The organism is Nostoc sp. FACHB-133, assembly GCF_014698055.1.
Classification (GTDB): domain Bacteria; phylum Cyanobacteriota; class Cyanobacteriia; order Cyanobacteriales; family Nostocaceae; genus Nostoc.
The window spans coordinates 12,665-31,959 of record NZ_JACJSH010000010.1 but is presented as its reverse complement, the minus strand read 5'-3'; the positions used below and the strand labels follow the sequence as shown (position 1 = coordinate 31,959).

11 protein-coding genes and 1 CRISPR repeat array (1 of these 12 cut by a window edge) are annotated in these 19,295 nt (G+C 39.4%); of the genes, 4 read left to right on the top strand and 7 right to left on the bottom strand.

Going from position 1 to position 19,295, the window contains the following annotated elements; genetic code table 11:
• Positions 1 to 82 precede the first annotated feature (82 nt).
• Together H6G86_RS10635 and H6G86_RS10630 are read left to right on the top strand one after the other, a co-directional pair.
• Positions 83 to 1,369, top strand: a complete 1,287-nt coding sequence (locus tag H6G86_RS10635; protein WP_190934293.1) for a sulfite oxidase — start codon at positions 83 to 85, stop codon at positions 1,367 to 1,369.
• 147 nt (positions 1,370 to 1,516) lie between these two features.
• Entirely contained in the window at positions 1,517 to 2,299 is a 783-nt protein-coding gene (locus tag H6G86_RS10630) for a sulfite exporter TauE/SafE family protein (RefSeq protein WP_190934292.1), read from the top strand.
• A gap of 186 nt (positions 2,300 to 2,485) precedes the next feature.
• On the opposite strand, the gene H6G86_RS10625 is transcribed toward H6G86_RS10630, so the two are convergent.
• Positions 2,486 to 3,274 (bottom strand): response regulator, encoded by a 789-nt coding sequence (locus H6G86_RS10625; protein ID WP_190934291.1) that lies wholly within the window; start codon positions 3,272 to 3,274, stop codon positions 2,486 to 2,488.
• Positions 3,275 to 3,942: 668 nt separating this feature from the next.
• On the opposite strand from H6G86_RS10625, the gene H6G86_RS10620 reads away from it, so the two are divergent.
• Complete coding sequence (locus H6G86_RS10620) at positions 3,943 to 5,034, top strand: sensor histidine kinase (protein WP_190934383.1); 1,092 nt, start codon at positions 3,943 to 3,945, stop codon at positions 5,032 to 5,034.
• A 305-nt stretch (positions 5,035 to 5,339) separates the two neighbouring features.
• On the opposite strand, the gene H6G86_RS10615 is transcribed toward H6G86_RS10620, so the two are convergent.
• The 6 genes from H6G86_RS10615 to H6G86_RS10590 form a co-directional block, all read right to left on the bottom strand.
• Complete coding sequence (locus H6G86_RS10615; protein WP_190934290.1) at positions 5,340 to 6,839, bottom strand: Ig-like domain-containing domain; 1,500 nt, start codon at positions 6,837 to 6,839, stop codon at positions 5,340 to 5,342.
• A 66-nt stretch (positions 6,840 to 6,905) separates the two neighbouring features.
• Complete coding sequence (locus tag H6G86_RS10610; RefSeq protein ID WP_190934289.1) at positions 6,906 to 7,679, bottom strand: TIGR03943 family putative permease subunit; 774 nt, start codon at positions 7,677 to 7,679, stop codon at positions 6,906 to 6,908.
• Positions 7,680 to 7,732: 53 nt separating this feature from the next.
• On the bottom strand, positions 7,733 to 8,788 hold the full coding sequence (locus tag H6G86_RS10605; RefSeq protein WP_190934288.1) for a permease: 1,056 nt from the start codon (positions 8,786 to 8,788) through the stop codon (positions 7,733 to 7,735).
• 777 nt (positions 8,789 to 9,565) lie between these two features.
• Positions 9,566 to 10,573: a WD40 repeat domain-containing protein gene (locus H6G86_RS10600; protein WP_190934382.1), complete on the bottom strand. Its 1,008-nt coding sequence runs from the start codon at positions 10,571 to 10,573 to the stop codon at positions 9,566 to 9,568.
• 299 nt (positions 10,574 to 10,872) lie between these two features.
• Positions 10,873 to 11,166 carry a hypothetical protein gene (locus H6G86_RS10595; protein ID WP_012410339.1) on the bottom strand — a complete coding sequence of 98 codons (294 nt, stop codon included), beginning with the start codon at positions 11,164 to 11,166 and terminating at the stop codon, positions 10,873 to 10,875.
• A 326-nt stretch (positions 11,167 to 11,492) separates the two neighbouring features.
• Positions 11,493 to 11,663, bottom strand: coding sequence for a CAB/ELIP/HLIP family chlorophyll-binding protein (locus H6G86_RS10590; RefSeq protein WP_012410338.1), 171 nt, complete (start codon positions 11,661 to 11,663; stop codon positions 11,493 to 11,495).
• A 420-nt stretch (positions 11,664 to 12,083) separates the two neighbouring features.
• Between H6G86_RS10590 and ald the strand changes: the two genes are divergently transcribed.
• Positions 12,084 to 13,175: an alanine dehydrogenase gene (gene ald / locus H6G86_RS10585; RefSeq protein WP_190934287.1), complete on the top strand. Its 1,092-nt coding sequence runs from the start codon at positions 12,084 to 12,086 to the stop codon at positions 13,173 to 13,175.
• 276 nt (positions 13,176 to 13,451) lie between these two features.
• A CRISPR array of direct repeats spans positions 13,452 to 19,295; the repeat unit is 37 nt; unit sequence ATTGCAATTCATCAAAATCCCTATTAGGGATTGAAAC (it continues 113 nt past the right edge of the window).

The window sequence follows — 19,295 nt, the reverse complement described above, 5'->3', positions numbered from 1 at the left end:
AGGAGAGAAATTTTCTGCCTGCTCCCCACTCCCTTATCTTTGTGTTTTGAATTACGAATTACAAATTACAAGGGGGTATAGCTTGAGCGATGAAAACCTCTTAGACCAAGAAGATTATCTACAGGCACGGGTTGATGAGTGCATCTGGCAAAAAAACACAGATGCAGGTATTTCGCGCCAGCGCTTTCTGAAAATATTAGCCATGATGGTTGGCGCAACAGCTATAGGAGGGTTAACTAAACCTGCGCCTGCTCACAGTCAGGCAGCTGTTAAAACTAAGGGCAGTAAAATACTTAAACCATTACCACCAGGGTATATCTCTCATAGCAAAGGCACGTTAGAGATGAACTGGGAAGCGATGTATGGGCGTGGTTATTTAGTACCAAACGATTGGTTCTATGTTCACAACCGCAGTACACCTCCGCCTTTTGACCCATCTATATGGCGTTTGCAAATTCATGGAACTGGCGTTTCTGTGCCTTGCGAGTTCACATACGATGAAATCATCGCTATGCCTTCCATCTCTGTCACTTGTGCCATTGAGTGTGCTGCTAATGGTCGGCGCTTCTTTGAAGAGGCTTATAACAAACCACTCACTGGAACCCGGTGGAGGCTTGGGGCGATTGGTGTGGCTGAGTGGACTGGTGTACCACTGAACATATTATTAGAGCGGGCTGGATTGAAATCTACAGCAAAAGACGTACTCGTAGAGGGTGCAGATTTTGATTCGCTGGACTCAAAGGGGACAAATAAATCTAAATTCAACAATGTAGTTCCGATTGCCAAAGCATTAGCAGATAACTCGCTTGTCGTCTATGCAATGAATGGAGAACCATTACCTCCAGATCATGGCCAGCCATGCCGTGTCTTATTCCCTGGTTGGGGAGGAAACGCCAACGTTAAATGGATTGAGCGGATTGAGGTTTCTGAAACACCGATATATACCCAGTGGGTAACGGAGCAGATGGTACTGGTTGGTGCAGATTACCCAGCGATCGCACCATATAAAGGTAAGCTAATTACCTATCAAAATGTTAAGAGCGCTTTCGAGTTAGCTTGGCCCGCTACGCTTTCGGCTCGAACCCATTTACTACGTGGACGTTCTTGGTCTGGGAAAGGAAAAATTGTCCGTGTCGAAGTCAGTCTAGATGGCGGTAAAACTTGGCAGTTTGCACGACTGAGAGAACCAAACTTTCCATTTGCATGGACACGATGGGACATTGAATGGAACCCAGTCCCTGGCGAATATTTTCTCCAAGCTCGTGCTACTGACAATTTAGGTAACACACAATCGAGTACAGTTCCGTGGAATGATTTTGGATTGCTCTACGGAGGCATTGTTAGCCATCCGGTGACAGTAAGGGGATGAGGGAGAAGAGGCAGGGAGCAGAGGGGCAGGGGGAGCAGGGGGAGATAAGGAAGACAAGGGGAGAAGAAGAATCATCATGCCCAATGCCCAATTCCCAATGCCCAATTCCCACTTAGCACTATCACTTTTCTAGAAAAATACCTATTTATGATTGATTTTAGTTGGTTGATTTTAGTAACTGGGGGTCTAATATCTGGAGTTATAGCCGGGCTTTTAGGAATAGGTGGCGGTATTATCACAATTCCTCTTTTAGTCACACTAGGTTATACTCCCGTTCAGGCGATCGCTACTAGTAGCCTTGCTATTGTGATTACTTCAATTTCTGGAAGTTTGCAGAATTGGTCGATGGGATACTTTGACTTTAAACGAGTAATGTATTTAGGAATTCCAGCTTTTCTAACTACTGGAATAGGTGTATATTTCGCCAACAAAATTCCATCCTATATAATACTCTTTACATTTGGCATCATACTACTCGCTAATATCTATTTGATTGAACTTCGTAAGGAACTGGCCCTTAATGAAAAAGAGAATACAGCCCCAGTATTTAACCCATTAGTTTCTAAAATTGGCACTGGGGGAGCAGCAGGAATTTTAGCAGGTTTATTTGGCTTAGGTGGTGGTACGATTATGGTGCCATTACAAATGTTGCTACTGGGAGAAGAAATTAAAGTAGCAATTCAGACTAGTTTGGGTGTAATTGTCATCACTGCTTTAGCTGCCTGTACAGGACACACATTAGAGGGAAATATTCTGTTTGCTCAAGGTCTAGTTTTGGGATGTGGTAGTCTTTTAGGCGTTCAGATGAGTACTCGCACATTACCAAAACTGCCAGATTCTACTGTAAGTTTAGTGCTTCGTATCTTCTTGGGCACACTATCAATCTATCTTTTTTGGGAAGCTTGGATAAATTATCAACACATAATTTAGTAGTTTGTCATCAAGTCGGTAAGCCAACTTAACTTCTTAACTCTGCATTGAATATGCCAATATTTTTAATCTGTCAATATAGTTTTAATTTTCCCTATCAAACTTATTTTTAATTTCACTGATGAACGAAAGTATATATCTAAGCTTTCTGTTCTATCTGTCAAAAATATTATCTACTATGTTGAGCTAATCTGAATGATTTTGGATATCAAAAGTTACTAATTTTATACTAACCGCATAGCGTACTAGACCTACAACATCATAAATATTAAGTCGTTTCATCAAATGCACTCGGTGTGCCTCTACCGTTTTAGTACTGATACTTAATAACTCTGCAATCTCTTTTGTGGAACGACCTTCTGCAATTAATTTTAGGATTTCAAGCTGGCGGGATGTTAATAAAGAGCTAGGCTTGTTGTTGGTAAAGATACGTCCTTTTTTTGTCGATAATTCTGACTCTAGTTGATGAGGTCTTGTAATTTCTAATTTTAATTCATCATTCACTAAAGCTAGTTTTGTAGTATAGTTTTTAACCTTAACTTTTAATTCTTCATACGCTTTAGATAACACTAACTCTGCTTGTTTATGTCTAATAATATTGAGGGCTGTTTGAATAGCAACATAGAGGTCTTGTTGACTAATAGGTTTTAGAATATATCCACAAGTAAATCTTAGTGTCGCCTTTTCTACAGTAATTTTATCAGAGTATGCTGTAATATAAATAAAAGGTATTTGGAGACAATCCCAAATTTCTCCCGCCGCTTCAATACCATCCATTCCACCCCGTAATTTAATATCCATTAAAACTAAATCTGGGCGAAGCTCAGTTGCTCTCTCAATTGCTGTTTCTCCTGAATCTACAATATCTACAACAGTGTATCCGAGCCACTCTAAATTTTCTTTTAAATTCATTGCAAGGATAAATTCATCTTCTACAATAAGAATCCGATGAATGTTTGTTATAAAAGTGTCCATAAAGCTATTGGCTGACTATATATCTAGTATCCGTTTTTTACAGACTTTGATTCAATGATTTATTCTGTAAACAATCAAAATATCTACAACTACTACTGCTACAATGCAAATCGGCATTATGTTCCTTCTCTCATCTGGTTGCGGTAGCATAAACTTTGCTTATCACTGCTAATCAACTGTGGTACTGTTACTGGTTGTGCATATAAAATTTATATAAAGTTCATTATTATACCCGTGGAAATACAGGATATGACATCCTGTTAGAAGAGATAAAAGACTACTTTAAATTTTTCTTTTCTACTGGTAGTCTGCGATCGCTTGTTGTATGAATCTGGGAACCTTATGGCTTTTAAAGCCTAATTTATCATTATTTTCTGATAATTAGGAAAATCCTTAAATAATTTAAGGATTTTCCTGATTGTACTTTTTTTGTATTGCAGTTAATGTTGTAAAACACTGCAAAAATAATATCTTATTACGTCAATTTATAATGTGAATCACTTTCAACAAGCTTTTATAATCGTGGCTCCTCAATTTCCTAGCTTAAAAAGCATATAAAATACAATTGCTTATCAAGTAATCATTCACGGAAAATAGGCATTTACTTGAAAGTTGCTATTCTTCAGATAAGCGTCGATTTATTTCGTCTTTTAGCACTAAACGTAAAAATGGCAATACTACCTTTTGAAAATGAAAAAAATTTTACTGAGCAAGAGCAGCCTCTTGTAGGTGAGAATATTTCAACGACAACAGATGATGAAACGTTTCAATATCTTAATTCACAGATTACAACACTAAATCAGTTATTAGATGTTTCCGAGCAATCTACTATAAGTCAATCAGATCGCCTTGAACAAACAAATGCTGCCCTTCAGGAGACTTTAAAAAAGCTTCAATCAGCTCAAATTCAACTAGTACATAACGAAAAAATGTCTAGTTTAGGGAAACTCATTGCTGGTATTGCTCATGAAATTAACAACCCTATTAACTTTATTTATGGTAATCTCAGCTATGCTCAAGAATATACATATTCCATTTTGAAAATAATCCAAAAATATCAAAATTATTATCCAGATCCTCCCGAAGAAATTAAAAAACTAGTTAAAGAAAATGACTTAGATTTCCTAATTCGAGATATCACAAGAACTTTCAATTCTATGACAGTGGGAACGGAACGAATTACTAAAATTGTTAGCTCACTGCGAAATTTCTCTCGTTTAGATGAGGCAGAAATTAAACAAGTGTATATTCATGAAGGTATCGATAGTACTTTAATGATTTTACAGCACTTTTTAGAAGCTACAGATAAAACTCCAGAAATTGAAGTTGTTAAACAATATAGTCAATTACCTTTAATAGAATGCTATCCTGCTCAAATAAATCAAGCTTTTATGAATATCATTACTAATGCTATTGATGCATTACAAGATAGTGGTAAATCATGGTTTAGAGCTAATAATCAACTAGAAAAACCCAATTGTCTATTACCAGTAATTCGTATTTCCACTGAATTAATTGATCCCGAATGGGTAGCAATAACCATTGCTGATAATGGTTGTGGAATGAATGAGAAAGTGCGTGCAAGATTATTTGACCCTTTTTTTACTACTAAACCCGTGGGTAAAGGCACGGGTTTAGGTCTATCGATTAGTTACCAGATTATAGTCGAACAACATCGCGGAAAAATCAGCTGTATTTCTGTTCCAGAGCAAGGGACAGAATTTGTGATTAAGATTCCTGTAAAGACTAAAAATGTGTAGGGCATAAATCAATACTTGTCGGGTTTTGGGGAAAAGGGGAAAGAAAAAACCTTTACCCTTTAACCTTTTCCCCAAACCCAATTCCGAGTTAAAAATCCAAAACCCGAGCAGTATTGGGGCATAAATAAATTTACTTGCTCTGAAACCCATCCAGGCAGGAGTAATTCCAATATGGTTTGGTTAAAGGAGAAAGATTTTGAATACATTCTTTACCCAGACCACAAGGAAAGTGAAAAATGCTTATCCGAACCGTATGGGGGTAATTCCACTATTTTTCCCCTGCCCCTGCTCCCACGCCTCTTCGGTCAAGGTAGCCACCGGGGACGAAATCCGGCTAAGGGGAGTTGTTCTGGTCTAATTTCAACAGTCGCAGCATCAGCGATGGGTAGCAGAGGCATTAACCACAGGCTACTGGTAGCAATAACATCTCCATCATCAGTTTTCAAAGTGTTGGTGGGTAATGATGCTGGGGGGTTTGCCTGGGGTAGTACTTGGTCAAATAACAAGCCTAAACCGTCAGCAGATAAACTCATTTGCACATTTCGTTGAGCGGGTGGCAGTACTAGCAGTGGTTTCTGTTGCCCGGTTTTCAGATCAATTGCCACCACATAAGGTTGTTCTATATATTGTTCTTTGGATACTAGCTGTGTCAGCAAGCAGTAGAGGGTGGGTGAGGCAATATCAAATTGGCAGCTGAGAATTGAGCCTGTAGTTTTTAATAGTTGTTTCTGTACACCTTGGTTTGTCACTAAAAACAAATCTCGCGTGTAATCTGTATTAAACTTTACCATCGCTGCTTGAGAGCCATCTTTAGAGAAAGCCTGTACCAAACCAAACTGCGGTAGAAAATCTAGAGGTTTACTGGCATCACCTTGCAGTGGTAAGATTGCTGCTCCCTGTCCTTGGGCAACTGCTACGGCTTTACTATCTGGGGTGATCATAAAGTCTCCCCCTGGTTGGCTTTTCAGACGTTTAGGGGTGGGTTTTTCTGCTGAACCGTCGCTGGTTGCTGGCATAAACCATAGTCCAAAATCGCCGGGATTATTTTTGTTTCCGCGCTGGATAACAATAGTTTGCCCATCAGGTGATAAGTCAAATTTCAGGTTTTGATAATCTTTACTATCTAAAACTAGGTCAACTTTGCCTCCTGGTTGTGCTTCTTGTCCAGATTTACTAGAAACGCCTGTTGTGACTGTGTACAGTTGGGCTGAAAGTAAGTCTTCGTTATTGCTGGCGCGAGCCGAAAATAAAATTTTCTCTCCATCTGGAAATGACTCGAAGTCCATTGCTATCAAGTCTTTGGGGGTAAGTACCCTTTTTTGCTCTTGGGTTAAGTTGTATAGAACTAATCGCCCCTGTTCTTCTTGATTGGTTCCGATGTAAAGAATGACGCGATCGCGTGTGCGGAAGCTACCTGTAAAAGCCTGGATCAACCGATTTTTGCCTTCTTGCTGTGCAAACTTATCTTTAGCTCCCTGTAACTGCAATTTATAATTCGTGCCATAAGGTGCTGGTGTTAACAGCGTATAAACCATTCGCCGCCCTGCCCAACTAAATTTACCTGCTAGGGGTGGCTCGATTTTCAAGTTATCCTCTACACTTTTTGTTTCCATTGGGCGGCTGAAGGTGAGGGTGAAGGAGTTATCTTCCGCCCCAATCTGTTGATTTTGCCAGGTAAAGTCTCGCACACGAGCAGTTACCACATCACCTTGCAATATGATTAACCCAATCAGCACACTTAGCAGTAGCATCAGTGCGATCGCTATCCGATCGAGTGGTTGGATAAATGCTTTAGATTTTGTCATTTGTCATTTGTCATTGGTCATTTGTCATTGGTCATTTGTCATTAGTCATTTGTCATCAACAAATAATTAATAACTATAAGGATTCTGGGGTTGAGGAATCTTTTTGAGAGAAGTAGCGGCAATGGTAAGTTGGCGTTTACCTGCCAAATTTTCTGTCTTCATTTGTCCTTCTACTTCCAGCCAAGTGTCGGGGGAGTAACGCTCTTGATTGTTTGAGAGTTTAACGGGTAATCCTACTGGGTAAGCATCTGCTGCACAGCAAGTTAAGACAAATCGGGCTAAAAACAAATATTCTTTTCCTATATCTGGTGGATGAATAACAAATCCCTGAACTTTAACTTTTTGACCTGTATATGTATCTGGTTCTGGATAGACATTGACAGTGCGTACCCAATCTACGAGCGATCGCTCCTCTGGACGAACAGTAGCTCGAAAGGCTTGAGGTTTGACGCGTGTACTTCCCAATAAATCGGTGGTTACGCCCCTTTGGAGTGCTTTGTCACTAGCAAAAACTTGCGGTGTAATGATAAAACCTAGAATCGCTGTAATCAACAATAAAACACTGCCCCAACCAGGGGGAAATAAACTAATATGTTGGCCGTTTGACGTAACATCACGGCGACGGCGCTGCCAAAGTTCCTGCATCTTGAAGAAACCAATAACAATCAAGCTGATACCTGTCACAACCACAAACCAAATGTAATTTGGGTGAATCAACAGGTTTAGCTTGTTAGTCAGCCAATATCTCAACATCAAAATGCCCCAAGATGTAATTGCAAGGGCATCCAACCAAGGGAGTAACAGATTTGGGATTTTAGATTTAGGATTTTTATTAGCCATTAGTTATTGGGCATGGGGCATTGGTTATTAGCAAAGAACAAAAGATTAATTCTTTAAAAAACGTGCAAGTTGAGGAAAAGAGTTAACACAAATGTTAATTGTGCTGCTAGAGCAAATAAATAAAACACAGTTTTGGGCTTAAAAATAGATAACATCAAACCAACGCTTTTGATGTCAATCATTGGGCCAAATACCAGAAATGCCAACAAGGAACCGCTACTAAAGGTCGAGGCAAAAGATAGAGCAAAGAAAGAATCGACTGTAGAACAAATTGACACCACTACTGCTAATATCAGCATGACTACAATCGAGCTAATAGGCCCAGCACCCAAACTGAGAATTAATTCACGGGGAGCTAAGACTTGAATCGCTGCTGCGATCGCACTTCCTAAAATCATCACTCCGCCCAATTCCCGGAATTCTTGGACGCTATTATCTACCACTAGGCGCAGTTTATCTGCAAGGGGTTTATTGGTATTAGAAATTGGGGCAGTCGGCTGTACAAAATTAGTATCAATCCGCAGAGGTACACCTGCTTTTCCCCCTAAAATATAAGTCCCGGATTGCAAGATATTTGGTATCGCTTCTTGCTGTTCTACTTGGTAACGTTTACCACGGCGTTTGGTTTCCGGCTGCGCGGGTGGATTAAACTTCATATACCGAGCGATCGCAGGTTGAATTATCGGATTTAAGTCCTTTTGAAAACTGAAAACAAAACCAATAATTGTGGCAATTGCTAGAGAAAATACGACTCGTAAGACCACTATTTCTGGCTGATCTCGAAATGCTGTCCAAGTTGACCAAATTACAATTGGGTTAATTGTTGGCGCTGCTAGCAAAAAACCAATGGCGACTGGTGTGGGTACTCCCTGAATCAGGAACCGCCGCGCTACAGGCACATTCCCGCACTCACACACCGGAAATAAAAAGCCGATCATGCTACCAACTAAAGCACCCAGCAGCGGATTTTTGGGCATTTTTTCTACTAATTTGCGCTCATCAACAAAAAATAGCAGCAAACTGGAGAATAAGACCCCAAGAAGCAAAAAAGGCATCGCCTCGACTAGCAGACTTAGAAATATCGTAAAACCATTGTTCAGTTGATTCATGTGCGTCGCAGTCAAAAGCGGTTTTTAGTTTTAGGGTTCTGCCTAGTCATTCTATCGAAATGGGGATCAAAAGCAGTTCGGGAAAATTAAACATCATTTAAGTAGCAAGTTATCTTACGTTTCAAATAGCGCTTAAACGCTACAAACCTTTGCTTCAGCCAAGATAGTAATTTTTACCTGAGTGCATTTACTGACGATGACCAGTTCTAAGATTGTCTAAGTTCAGAAATTGTTCCGATTATAGGTGGCAAGTAGCTGCATAGATGATTTGAATTTACCTATGTTTATACTTACAGTAATTTGCTGGATAAGATATTAGCTCGGCTGTATTTTCATCAAGTATTCACATTTACAGTTATTGAACAATTGGCGTAGGCGTAGCTCGTCGTAGATATCGCTTTTGCTTGCTACAACGATTGATTTTGCGTAGTTATGGCAAAATCTAATCTGAGCTTTGCTTGATTTTTTACTATAAAAACTCTAAAAAAGCAAGACAAAAGTTTAGCAAACACGGTAAATGCTTGCAATACCTTGTCCTAAAGAACAAGATATTGTGCTGATTACTCTTTTGTATAAAAGTCGCTATTAGGCTAGGAGCCTGGACGGTAGCCATTCAGAACCCCGACTTTTTAAATAAGTTGGGGTTCTAGTGGTCTATCGCATTAATTTTGCTAGGTTTGTAGTGAGCGATTTATCGCTCAAATCAAGGACTAAAGTCTTTACTACGAACTTTTATAACCCTTCAGAATTAATGAGACAGACCACTAGTATTCGCTGTTAATTACGTTTTTGTGGAGTTCCCCAAATCTTGATTTGTCGATCAAATCCGCCACTGGCGAGGATTTTACCATTGGGACTAAAAGCGATCGCACTTACCCAGTCTGTATGTCCATTCAGTGTATTGATTAACTCACCTGTAGTTAAATTCCACACTTTAATCCCATCTTTGCCGGCACTAGCAAGGGTTTGTCCATCGGGGTTAATAGCGATCGCATTTACCCAGTTATTATGTCCTGTGAGGGTGCGGACTAATTCTCCAGTATTAATATTCCACAGTTTGACTGTGCGATCGCGGCTAGCACTCACTAATGTCTGTCCATCGGGTGTAAAAATGACAGCGCTAACAACATTAGAATGAGCCACAAATTCACTGATTAATTTACCAGTACTCAAGCTCCATACCTTGATTACACCCTTACTATCACCACTAGCTAAGGTTTGTCCATCAGGGCTAATGGCTAGAGTATAAATCAAATTATCGAAGCGTACTAAAGTCCCTAAAGGGCGCTGCTGTAGTAAATCCCATAGACGAATCCCATCCAAAGCTCCACTGATCAGAACTTTACTATCAGGAGACACCGCTAAAGATAATACGTTGCTGGTATGTCCCACAAAAGAGCGGCTAAATTTAAAATTTTTCAGGCTCCAGAGGTTAATCGTGTTGTCATCACTACAACTAGCAAGGGTTTGTCCATCTGGTGAAATCACTAAAGACTCTACGGCTGCTTTGTGTGCTTTGTTAATATCACCTAACTTTTTACCATTTACTGGATTCCACAGGCGAATAATACCCTCGTTTTCTGCACCTCCACTCGCAAGAATTCTGCTATCTGGACTGAAAGCGAGAGATTTAACAGTTCCGTTATGTCCTCTGAGTGTGTAAAGTAGTTGGGCATTAGCAAAGCTGTTAGTAGTTGGGAAGTTTGGTGTTACTTCAACGGCAGCATGAGCTTGATGAATGTAAAACCCTTGCCAGATAGTCACTGGAAGGGCAACAACTGCCATAAATGACAGGATAATATACGGACGCAGAAAATTATCCCCACCTCTTCCCTCACTACTCACACTTTTTCCTCACTTTTTATATACAAACAAACCACTTAGAATTATGAATTAAGCTAACGCGCCTACATATTGCAATATTTTCCGTGTAGACCGTCATTAGTCATTAGTCATTAGTCAAAAGTGTTTACCAAGGACAAAGGACAATTGACAAAGGACAACCTCACCAGTTGATGTGCAATCTTATTTGCGTAACAGCAACTCATAACGGGCTAAACCTTAGCTATCCGCTAACAGCACTCTTAAAGAGGTGGTTTTTTCTTAGAAACGCTTAACATTGGTAAAGGCGCACTAGAAGAACGAGAGGGCAAATAATGTTGCACCACAGGTTCCTCTGGTAGAGGACGGCGCTGCTGGAAACGCCACAGTTTAAAGGCTAGCGCTATGCCTGTTGTTCCTAAACCAAAAGCGAACAATGACCAGCTATCATTCAATCCGCCAATCAGGGCATCTATAGCGCCCATCGTCACCAATACACTGATTAGTGGCTCTTTTCGGTAGGTTGACTTCAAAAAACGAGGTAATACAGCATTCATCACAGCTTGGTTGGTTCCAGTTCAGCTTTTGTGTATATTTACCAAGAATACCTCACCCATAATTTGCCTTTCTCATCGAAGGCAGACACTAATTATGATTTTCTTTAGTTGGGGAGGAAGTATAGTCATTAATTGCCTTGCATATACTAGTTGCAAGTCTATGATATTTCCATCACTAATAGGTATTTTGATTCCTCTCTTGCTTACATTCTAGTGCAAAGCACTTCGCTATCAATTGCCAAAGTCAAAACCAACTGGTTGTTCCAGCTGGTTGAAACTCTTTTAACTACTAGCTTACAACTTGCACCTTGTGCTGGTTGGTGGCACTACTTCAGACCCAGCCATGATAGCACCCCTTGATTAGTGACATATTCAATCACCAGCATCAAAGCGAAGCCAATCATTGCAGCTCGACCATTCAAGCGTTCAGCATATTCGTTAAAGCCAAACTTTGGCTCTTCTAGTTTAGGTGTAATTGTTGGTTGTGTTTGTGTCATTTTTAAGAAACCTTTTTTTTTGACAAACGGGAGTTGATATGAGAATTCACAGCAATTGTCAGGTATAAGCGGTAAAGGTTAAAGGAATTGAATAGTATTTTCCCCTTCAGCTTTACCCTAAACTTGGTAACTTATGAGCTAATTGCAGTGCTTGAATGTCAAGATGACTTGATTGATTTTCAGCAAAAGCTTCCTAGTAGGGAGCTATACAATCGCTCTTTTAATAAATTGTTACTATTCTTTATATATTGTATAAACACTGGGGTAATAGTCAAGGGCTTGAGTTTGGGGCTACTCAGATTAAATTAAGAAACTTAGAACACAGATTAACTATCTTTAATACAGCTATCTGTAATAAGTCGGTAGCAAGCTTGAGATTCGCAGGCTAAAGTTAAACAAAAAAATTATCAGAGGCTATATATGGAAATCGGCGTTCCAAAGGAAAATAAGGATCAAGAATTTCGTGTAGGGTTAAGTCCTTCTAGTGTGCGGGTGCTGCGAGAAAATGGTCATAGCATCTTCGTAGAAACACAAGCAGGTAATGGTGCCGGATTTTCAGATGACGACTACAGAAGTGCTGGAGCCGAGATTGTCCCTACATCAGAAACGGCTTGGAATCGGGAATTGGTTGTGAAAGTCAAAGAGCCGTTGATATCTGAGTATAAATTTTTGCAGAAAGGGCAGATATTATTTACTTATTTACACTTAGCTGCCGATCGCAAATTGACAGAGCATTTAATTGATTGTGGCACAACTGCGATCGCCTACGAAACTGTAGAACAACCTGGTGCTAACAAACTCCCCTTGCTCACCCCCATGAGCGTGATTGCAGGTCGGTTAGCAGTACAATTTGGGGCCAGATTCCTAGAACGTCAACAAGGTGGTAGAGGATTGCTTTTGGGCGGTGTCCCTGGAGTCAAGCCAGGTAAAGTAGTAATTTTAGGTGGCGGTGTTGTCGGCACAGAAGCGGCTAAAATTGCTGTGGGTATGGGTGCGATCGTGCAGATTTTAGATGTGAGTGTCGAGCGCTTATCTTACCTAGAAACCTTGTTTGGCTCTAGGGTGGAATTGCTTTACAGCAACTCTGCTCATATTGAAGCTGCCGTTAAAGAAGCCGATTTACTCATCGGTGCAGTTTTAGTGTTAGGACGTAGGGCCCCAACATTAGTATCGCGTGAATTAGTTAAACAAATGCGCCCTGGTTCGGTAATAGTTGATGTAGCCGTTGACCAAGGTGGTTGTATAGAAACTTTACGCGCCACATCTCACACAAATCCGGTATACCTTGAAGAGGGTGTGGTGCATTATGGCGTACCTAATATGCCAGGAGCAGTACCTTGGACAGCAACTCAGGCACTCAATAATAGTACATTACCTTATATCGTCCAGTTGGCGAATTTGGGAATTATGGCGCTAGAAGTTAACCCAGCCTTGGCAAAGGGTGTGAATGTGCAGAATCATCGCTTAGTGCATCCGGCTGTACAAGAGGTATTCCCTGATTTGGTAAATTAAGGTGTGCAAGGATTAGGCGATCGGGAATCAGACTAATTTTCTTGCCTTATGCGCGGATGGGTAGGTGTACAAAAGGAGAAGGAGCAAAAAATGGCTACTGCTCCATCTATACAATGCTTTCAGGTCACTAGTATTTTTAAACCATCCGCGCACCTTATGGAGACTGGCTTTCAGCGATTTGCATCTTGTGCTATGACTATTTGCTGTGTTATGATTCACACATTCGCGCAACTGCACCTTGAAAATCAAATACAGCAGCGCTTTCAGAAGCCAGCGATTGCAATTCATCAAAATCCCTATTAGGGATTGAAACATAAAAAGCAACTTGAACTCTAATCCAAGATCCAATTGCAATTCATCAAAATCCCTATTAGGGATTGAAACTGATTAAAGATTGTTGTCTAGCGCCAAATACTTATTGCAATTCATCAAAATCCCTATTAGGGATTGAAACAGGCGATCCGTCTCCGCACCGAGAAAATCTTGAAAGATTGCAATTCATCAAAATCCCTATTAGGGATTGAAACAATCATGGATCAATTTCAAAAACAAGTCAAAGTAATATTGCAATTCATCAAAATCCCTATTAGGGATTGAAACAAAAATTCTGGCAGCAGTAATCTATATTGTTCAGATTGCAATTCATCAAAATCCCTATTAGGGATTGAAACAGTATTTTCTTTCTATCCCAATATGCGGGATGGCGATATTGCAATTCATCAAAATCCCTATTAGGGATTGAAACGGAACCCTTCTGATTCCGCGTACTCTTTGATTGTAACATTGCAATTCATCAAAATCCCTATTAGGGATTGAAACCTCTACCTTTCGCGGCAGATTTACCACCGACGTATTGCAATTCATCAAAATCCCTATTAGGGATTGAAACTTTGATAAGAAGCCAAATGAAGAAGTGCGATCGCTATTGCAATTCATCAAAATCCCTATTAGGGATTGAAACACAACCAATTAAACCAATATCTATGAGAGGCTAACGCCTATTGCAATTCATCAAAATCCCTATTAGGGATTGAAACGAGACTATTACCACTCTGCTTAACATCATCAATCCATAATTGCAATTCATCAAAATCCCTATTAGGGATTGAAACAACCTAGTAAGGAACAGCAGCCAAGTCTACAAAGATTGCAATTCATCAAAATCCCTATTAGGGATTGAAACACTGATCAGCCGAATGCCTGTAGTAGCTGTTAATACCTCATTGCAATTCATCAAAATCCCTATTAGGGATTGAAACAGCGTTAAGGATGGGATTCTACCAGTGATTGAGAAATTGCAATTCATCAAAATCCCTATTAGGGATTGAAACAAAATCTACCTTAACTCCTCCGACATCCAAGGCCATATTGCAATTCATCAAAATCCCTATTAGGGATTGAAACCCAAGGACATAAGTGTGATTCTTGCCAGCGCCTTATACATTGCAATTCATCAAAATCCCTATTAGGGATTGAAACATATCTAAAAACCGTAACTTCAATCTATTAGCCAAATTGCAATTCATCAAAATCCCTATTAGGGATTGAAACGCCAGGTAAAGAATCCAGTAATTTAGCTGAATCAATTGCAATTCATCAAAATCCCTATTAGGGATTGAAACACTTATGAGAACACCGATAATAAGGATTTGCAAGAATTGCAATTCATCAAAATCCCTATTAGGGATTGAAACTTACCAAACTGGGATAATTCTGCACCAATTGGATTATTGCAATTCATCAAAATCCCTATTAGGGATTGAAACTCAACAAATCCTTTGTCTTCCAAAACTCCTATAGACATTGCAATTCATCAAAATCCCTATTAGGGATTGAAACATCCTCAGAGTAATCTTGGACAAATGCAATTTATTGCAATTCATCAAAATCCCTATTAGGGATTGAAACTTGCAAAGTTGCTCTACTTGGGGAAACCCCAAGACATTGCAATTCATCAAAATCCCTATTAGGGATTGAAACGATTCTACAAAAGCATAACCATTACCAACTAAGAATTGCAATTCATCAAAATCCCTATTAGGGATTGAAACCCGTTAACCCTAACTACACAGCCATAATGCTTTATTGCAATTCATCAAAATCCCTATTAGGGATTGAAACAGATACTCCCGGCAGTCGTGCTTTGTTTACTGGAATTGCAATTCATCAAAATCCCTATTAGGGATTGAAACAACTAAGAACCACTGACGGATATTTTCAAGAATTGCAATTCATCAAAATCCCTATTAGGGATTGAAACAAAGCATTGATTTTTCGTGATATTTTTGCTTTAGATTGCAATTCATCAAAATCCCTATTAGGGATTGAAACGTATCATCCCAATTTTTTGCCGACTTAGCGCACTCATTGCAATTCATCAAAATCCCTATTAGGGATTGAAACTTTGATTCTTTGTAAATTCTCAAGTGCATTACATTGGAATTGCAATTCATCAAAATCCCTATTAGGGATTGAAACCTCAAGGCTTGAAAAGCAGAAAGATTATGCGGTTGAAATTGCAATTCATCAAAATCCCTATTAGGGATTGAAACTCCAATGCATACGTGGTCGTCTTAACTGCGAAATTGCAATTCATCAAAATCCCTATTAGGGATTGAAACGAGGTCGGTACTCCGATTGCCGCTCTCAAACAGTAATTGCAATTCATCAAAATCCCTATTAGGGATTGAAACAAAGAGAGAGCAAAGCAAGAAAGAATTTCTCTCAAATTGCAATTCATCAAAATCCCTATTAGGGATTGAAACCTAGTGTTATTCATGGTGCTGGGTTGAATTTAGAATTGCAATTCATCAAAATCCCTATTAGGGATTGAAACGTGAAGATGACAGAAGTCCACCTACCCGGTGGAATTGCAATTCATCAAAATCCCTATTAGGGATTGAAACACTTCTAAATAAAGGACTGTAAAAAATGGCTGGCATTGCAATTCATCAAAATCCCTATTAGGGATTGAAACAACGGATGCACTCGGATTATTTTCTGCCCCAACAGAATTGCAATTCATCAAAATCCCTATTAGGGATTGAAACGTGACAATTTGAAACGCTTGCCAAGCCTAGCTCGGATTGCAATTCATCAAAATCCCTATTAGGGATTGAAACTTTCTTTTTATCGACAGGGAGTTTTAATACTCCTATTGCAATTCATCAAAATCCCTATTAGGGATTGAAACAAGGGGGGAGAGTGGAGACAAGGCGCTTGTAGGAATGGAATTGCAATTCATCAAAATCCCTATTAGGGATTGAAACGAGGACTTTAAAAATATTTCTAAATATTGGCAGAAATTGCAATTCATCAAAATCCCTATTAGGGATTGAAACTAACCTTGCTCAATGGTTAAACCGGAATAGGCAGAAGATTGCAATTCATCAAAATCCCTATTAGGGATTGAAACCCACCTGGGCAGCCGATAGATGACATATCGCCTCCGATTGCAATTCATCAAAATCCCTATTAGGGATTGAAACTACGAAAAATTGGGATGATACCACCTCTATAGGTCGATTGCAATTCATCAAAATCCCTATTAGGGATTGAAACCACATAAAATCCATGCACTGAATATTGCGCTTGCAGATTGCAATTCATCAAAATCCCTATTAGGGATTGAAACTCACCTTCAACAGGATTGTACTTCTTCCATGCTGCAAATTGCAATTCATCAAAATCCCTATTAGGGATTGAAACGTGAAATTGAGACTGCTTTGAGTGAGTTCTGGTGCATTGCATTGCAATTCATCAAAATCCCTATTAGGGATTGAAACATGTTGTGGGTAGTGTTGTGCGATGCTCTTAGATATTGCAATTCATCAAAATCCCTATTAGGGATTGAAACGTATTAGAAGCCCGCGTAAAATTCTATGTCAGATTGCAATTCATCAAAATCCCTATTAGGGATTGAAACGCTGTGCATCCTCCTCTAGAAGCGACTCAAGTAAAATTGCAATTCATCAAAATCCCTATTAGGGATTGAAACAAACAAAAGCAGCGATCGCAGCGAAGACAACCAGATTGCAATTCATCAAAATCCCTATTAGGGATTGAAACAGCTAACTCCAACTTGTTGAAGTTTAGCGGCGGCTGAATTGCAATTCATCAAAATCCCTATTAGGGATTGAAACCTAGTTTTCAACTTGCCCTTGGTGGTAGATTTATTGCAATTCATCAAAATCCCTATTAGGGATTGAAACGCATCAGCAGCATCCTTTGCAGCAACCGCCGCCTTTGATTGCAATTCATCAAAATCCCTATTAGGGATTGAAACCTGGGGTGACCAATGCAGGATGCAAAGCCATAACATTGCAATTCATCAAAATCCCTATTAGGGATTGAAACAATGGGGTTGTCATTTTCGTTGCCTTGCCCAAGTGATTGCAATTCATCAAAATCCCTATTAGGGATTGAAACGCGGATCTTCATTTGGTTGCTCAAATCGTCTAGATATTGCAATTCATCAAAATCCCTATTAGGGATTGAAACGGAGCAACTAATACTCTTCTCTGCAAAATTATTATTGCAATTCATCAAAATCCCTATTAGGGATTGAAACTTACTAGCATCTGAGCAAGCTGATGCTGCTGCGCCTGCTGAATTGCAATTCATCAAAATCCCTATTAGGGATTGAAACAAAACTTGGGGCAATCCTTACGTCATTTAGTGCCATTGCAATTCATCAAAATCCCTATTAGGGATTGAAACCCTGGCTTTTCTGCGCCGAAAGCGCGAAAAGTTTTATTGCAATTCATCAAAATCCCTATTAGGGATTGAAACGCCCCAAGTAGCAGCACTTGAGAAAGTGCTAGTAATATTGCAATTCATCAAAATCCCTATTAGGGATTGAAACATCAGTAAACACTGATTTTATCAATTAAACAAAGAATTGCAATTCATCAAAATCCCTATTAGGGATTGAAACGGCAAGGGGTCTTTAGCTGGTGATAAGGATTTTCAAATTGCAATTCATCAAAATCCCTATTAGGGATTGAAACTATAGGAGGCTCAGTAGATGGATTATTTGCAGGATTGCAATTCATCAAAATCCCTATTAGGGATTGAAACCTTTGGTAAACTCAGCGATGTTCTTACGGGTCAGAATTGCAATTCATCAAAATCCCTATTAGGGATTGAAACAGAACGTCGCCTAGGGTCAGCCCTGGATAACTTTATTGCAATTCATCAAAATCCCTATTAGGGATTGAAACAGTTAGGGGAAACCTTACTCGTTGGTTTTGTGGACGGATTGCAATTCATCAAAATCCCTATTAGGGATTGAAACGTAAGCTTTGAGTCTTGCCGTGAGCTTGATACAAATTGCAATTCATCAAAATCCCTATTAGGGATTGAAACATTCAAAAGACTTTACCCAGAATATCTGAATCACAGAATTGCAATTCATCAAAATCCCTATTAGGGATTGAAACGATGGAAAAAGAAACTTTTACCCCACCTGGGATGAAGCATTGCAATTCATCAAAATCCCTATTAGGGATTGAAACAACGCTAGGAGCGCAAGTGTTGACCCTATCTGATTGCAATTCATCAAAATCCCTATTAGGGATTGAAACAATGCCTTGCTGATTGATGCCGGATTTACTACTCAAGAGATTGCAATTCATCAAAATCCCTATTAGGGATTGAAACATAGTTTACACAAAATTTATAATTCATAAAACTATTGAATTGCAATTCATCAAAATCCCTATTAGGGATTGAAACCCAGTGGGAGCGATTATCAAATTCTCTACGATCGATTGCAATTCATCAAAATCCCTATTAGGGATTGAAACGAGTAATTGAATTTTTATCAAGTTGTTCCGCGAATTGCAATTCATCAAAATCCCTATTAGGGATTGAAACCAAACTCCCCTATCTCTTTTCTTACTTTTTGTGAATTGCAATTCATCAAAATCCCTATTAGGGATTGAAACATTTGGTAGGTTGTAGTGAGTAAATGCGTAAGCGAATTGCAATTCATCAAAATCCCTATTAGAGATTGAAACATCGGGGCAATCTCTTATGATGCCACTGGCACAAATTGCAATTCATCAAAATCCCTATTAGGGATTGAAACGCCGTAGCAAACCAACAATATTGAGAACA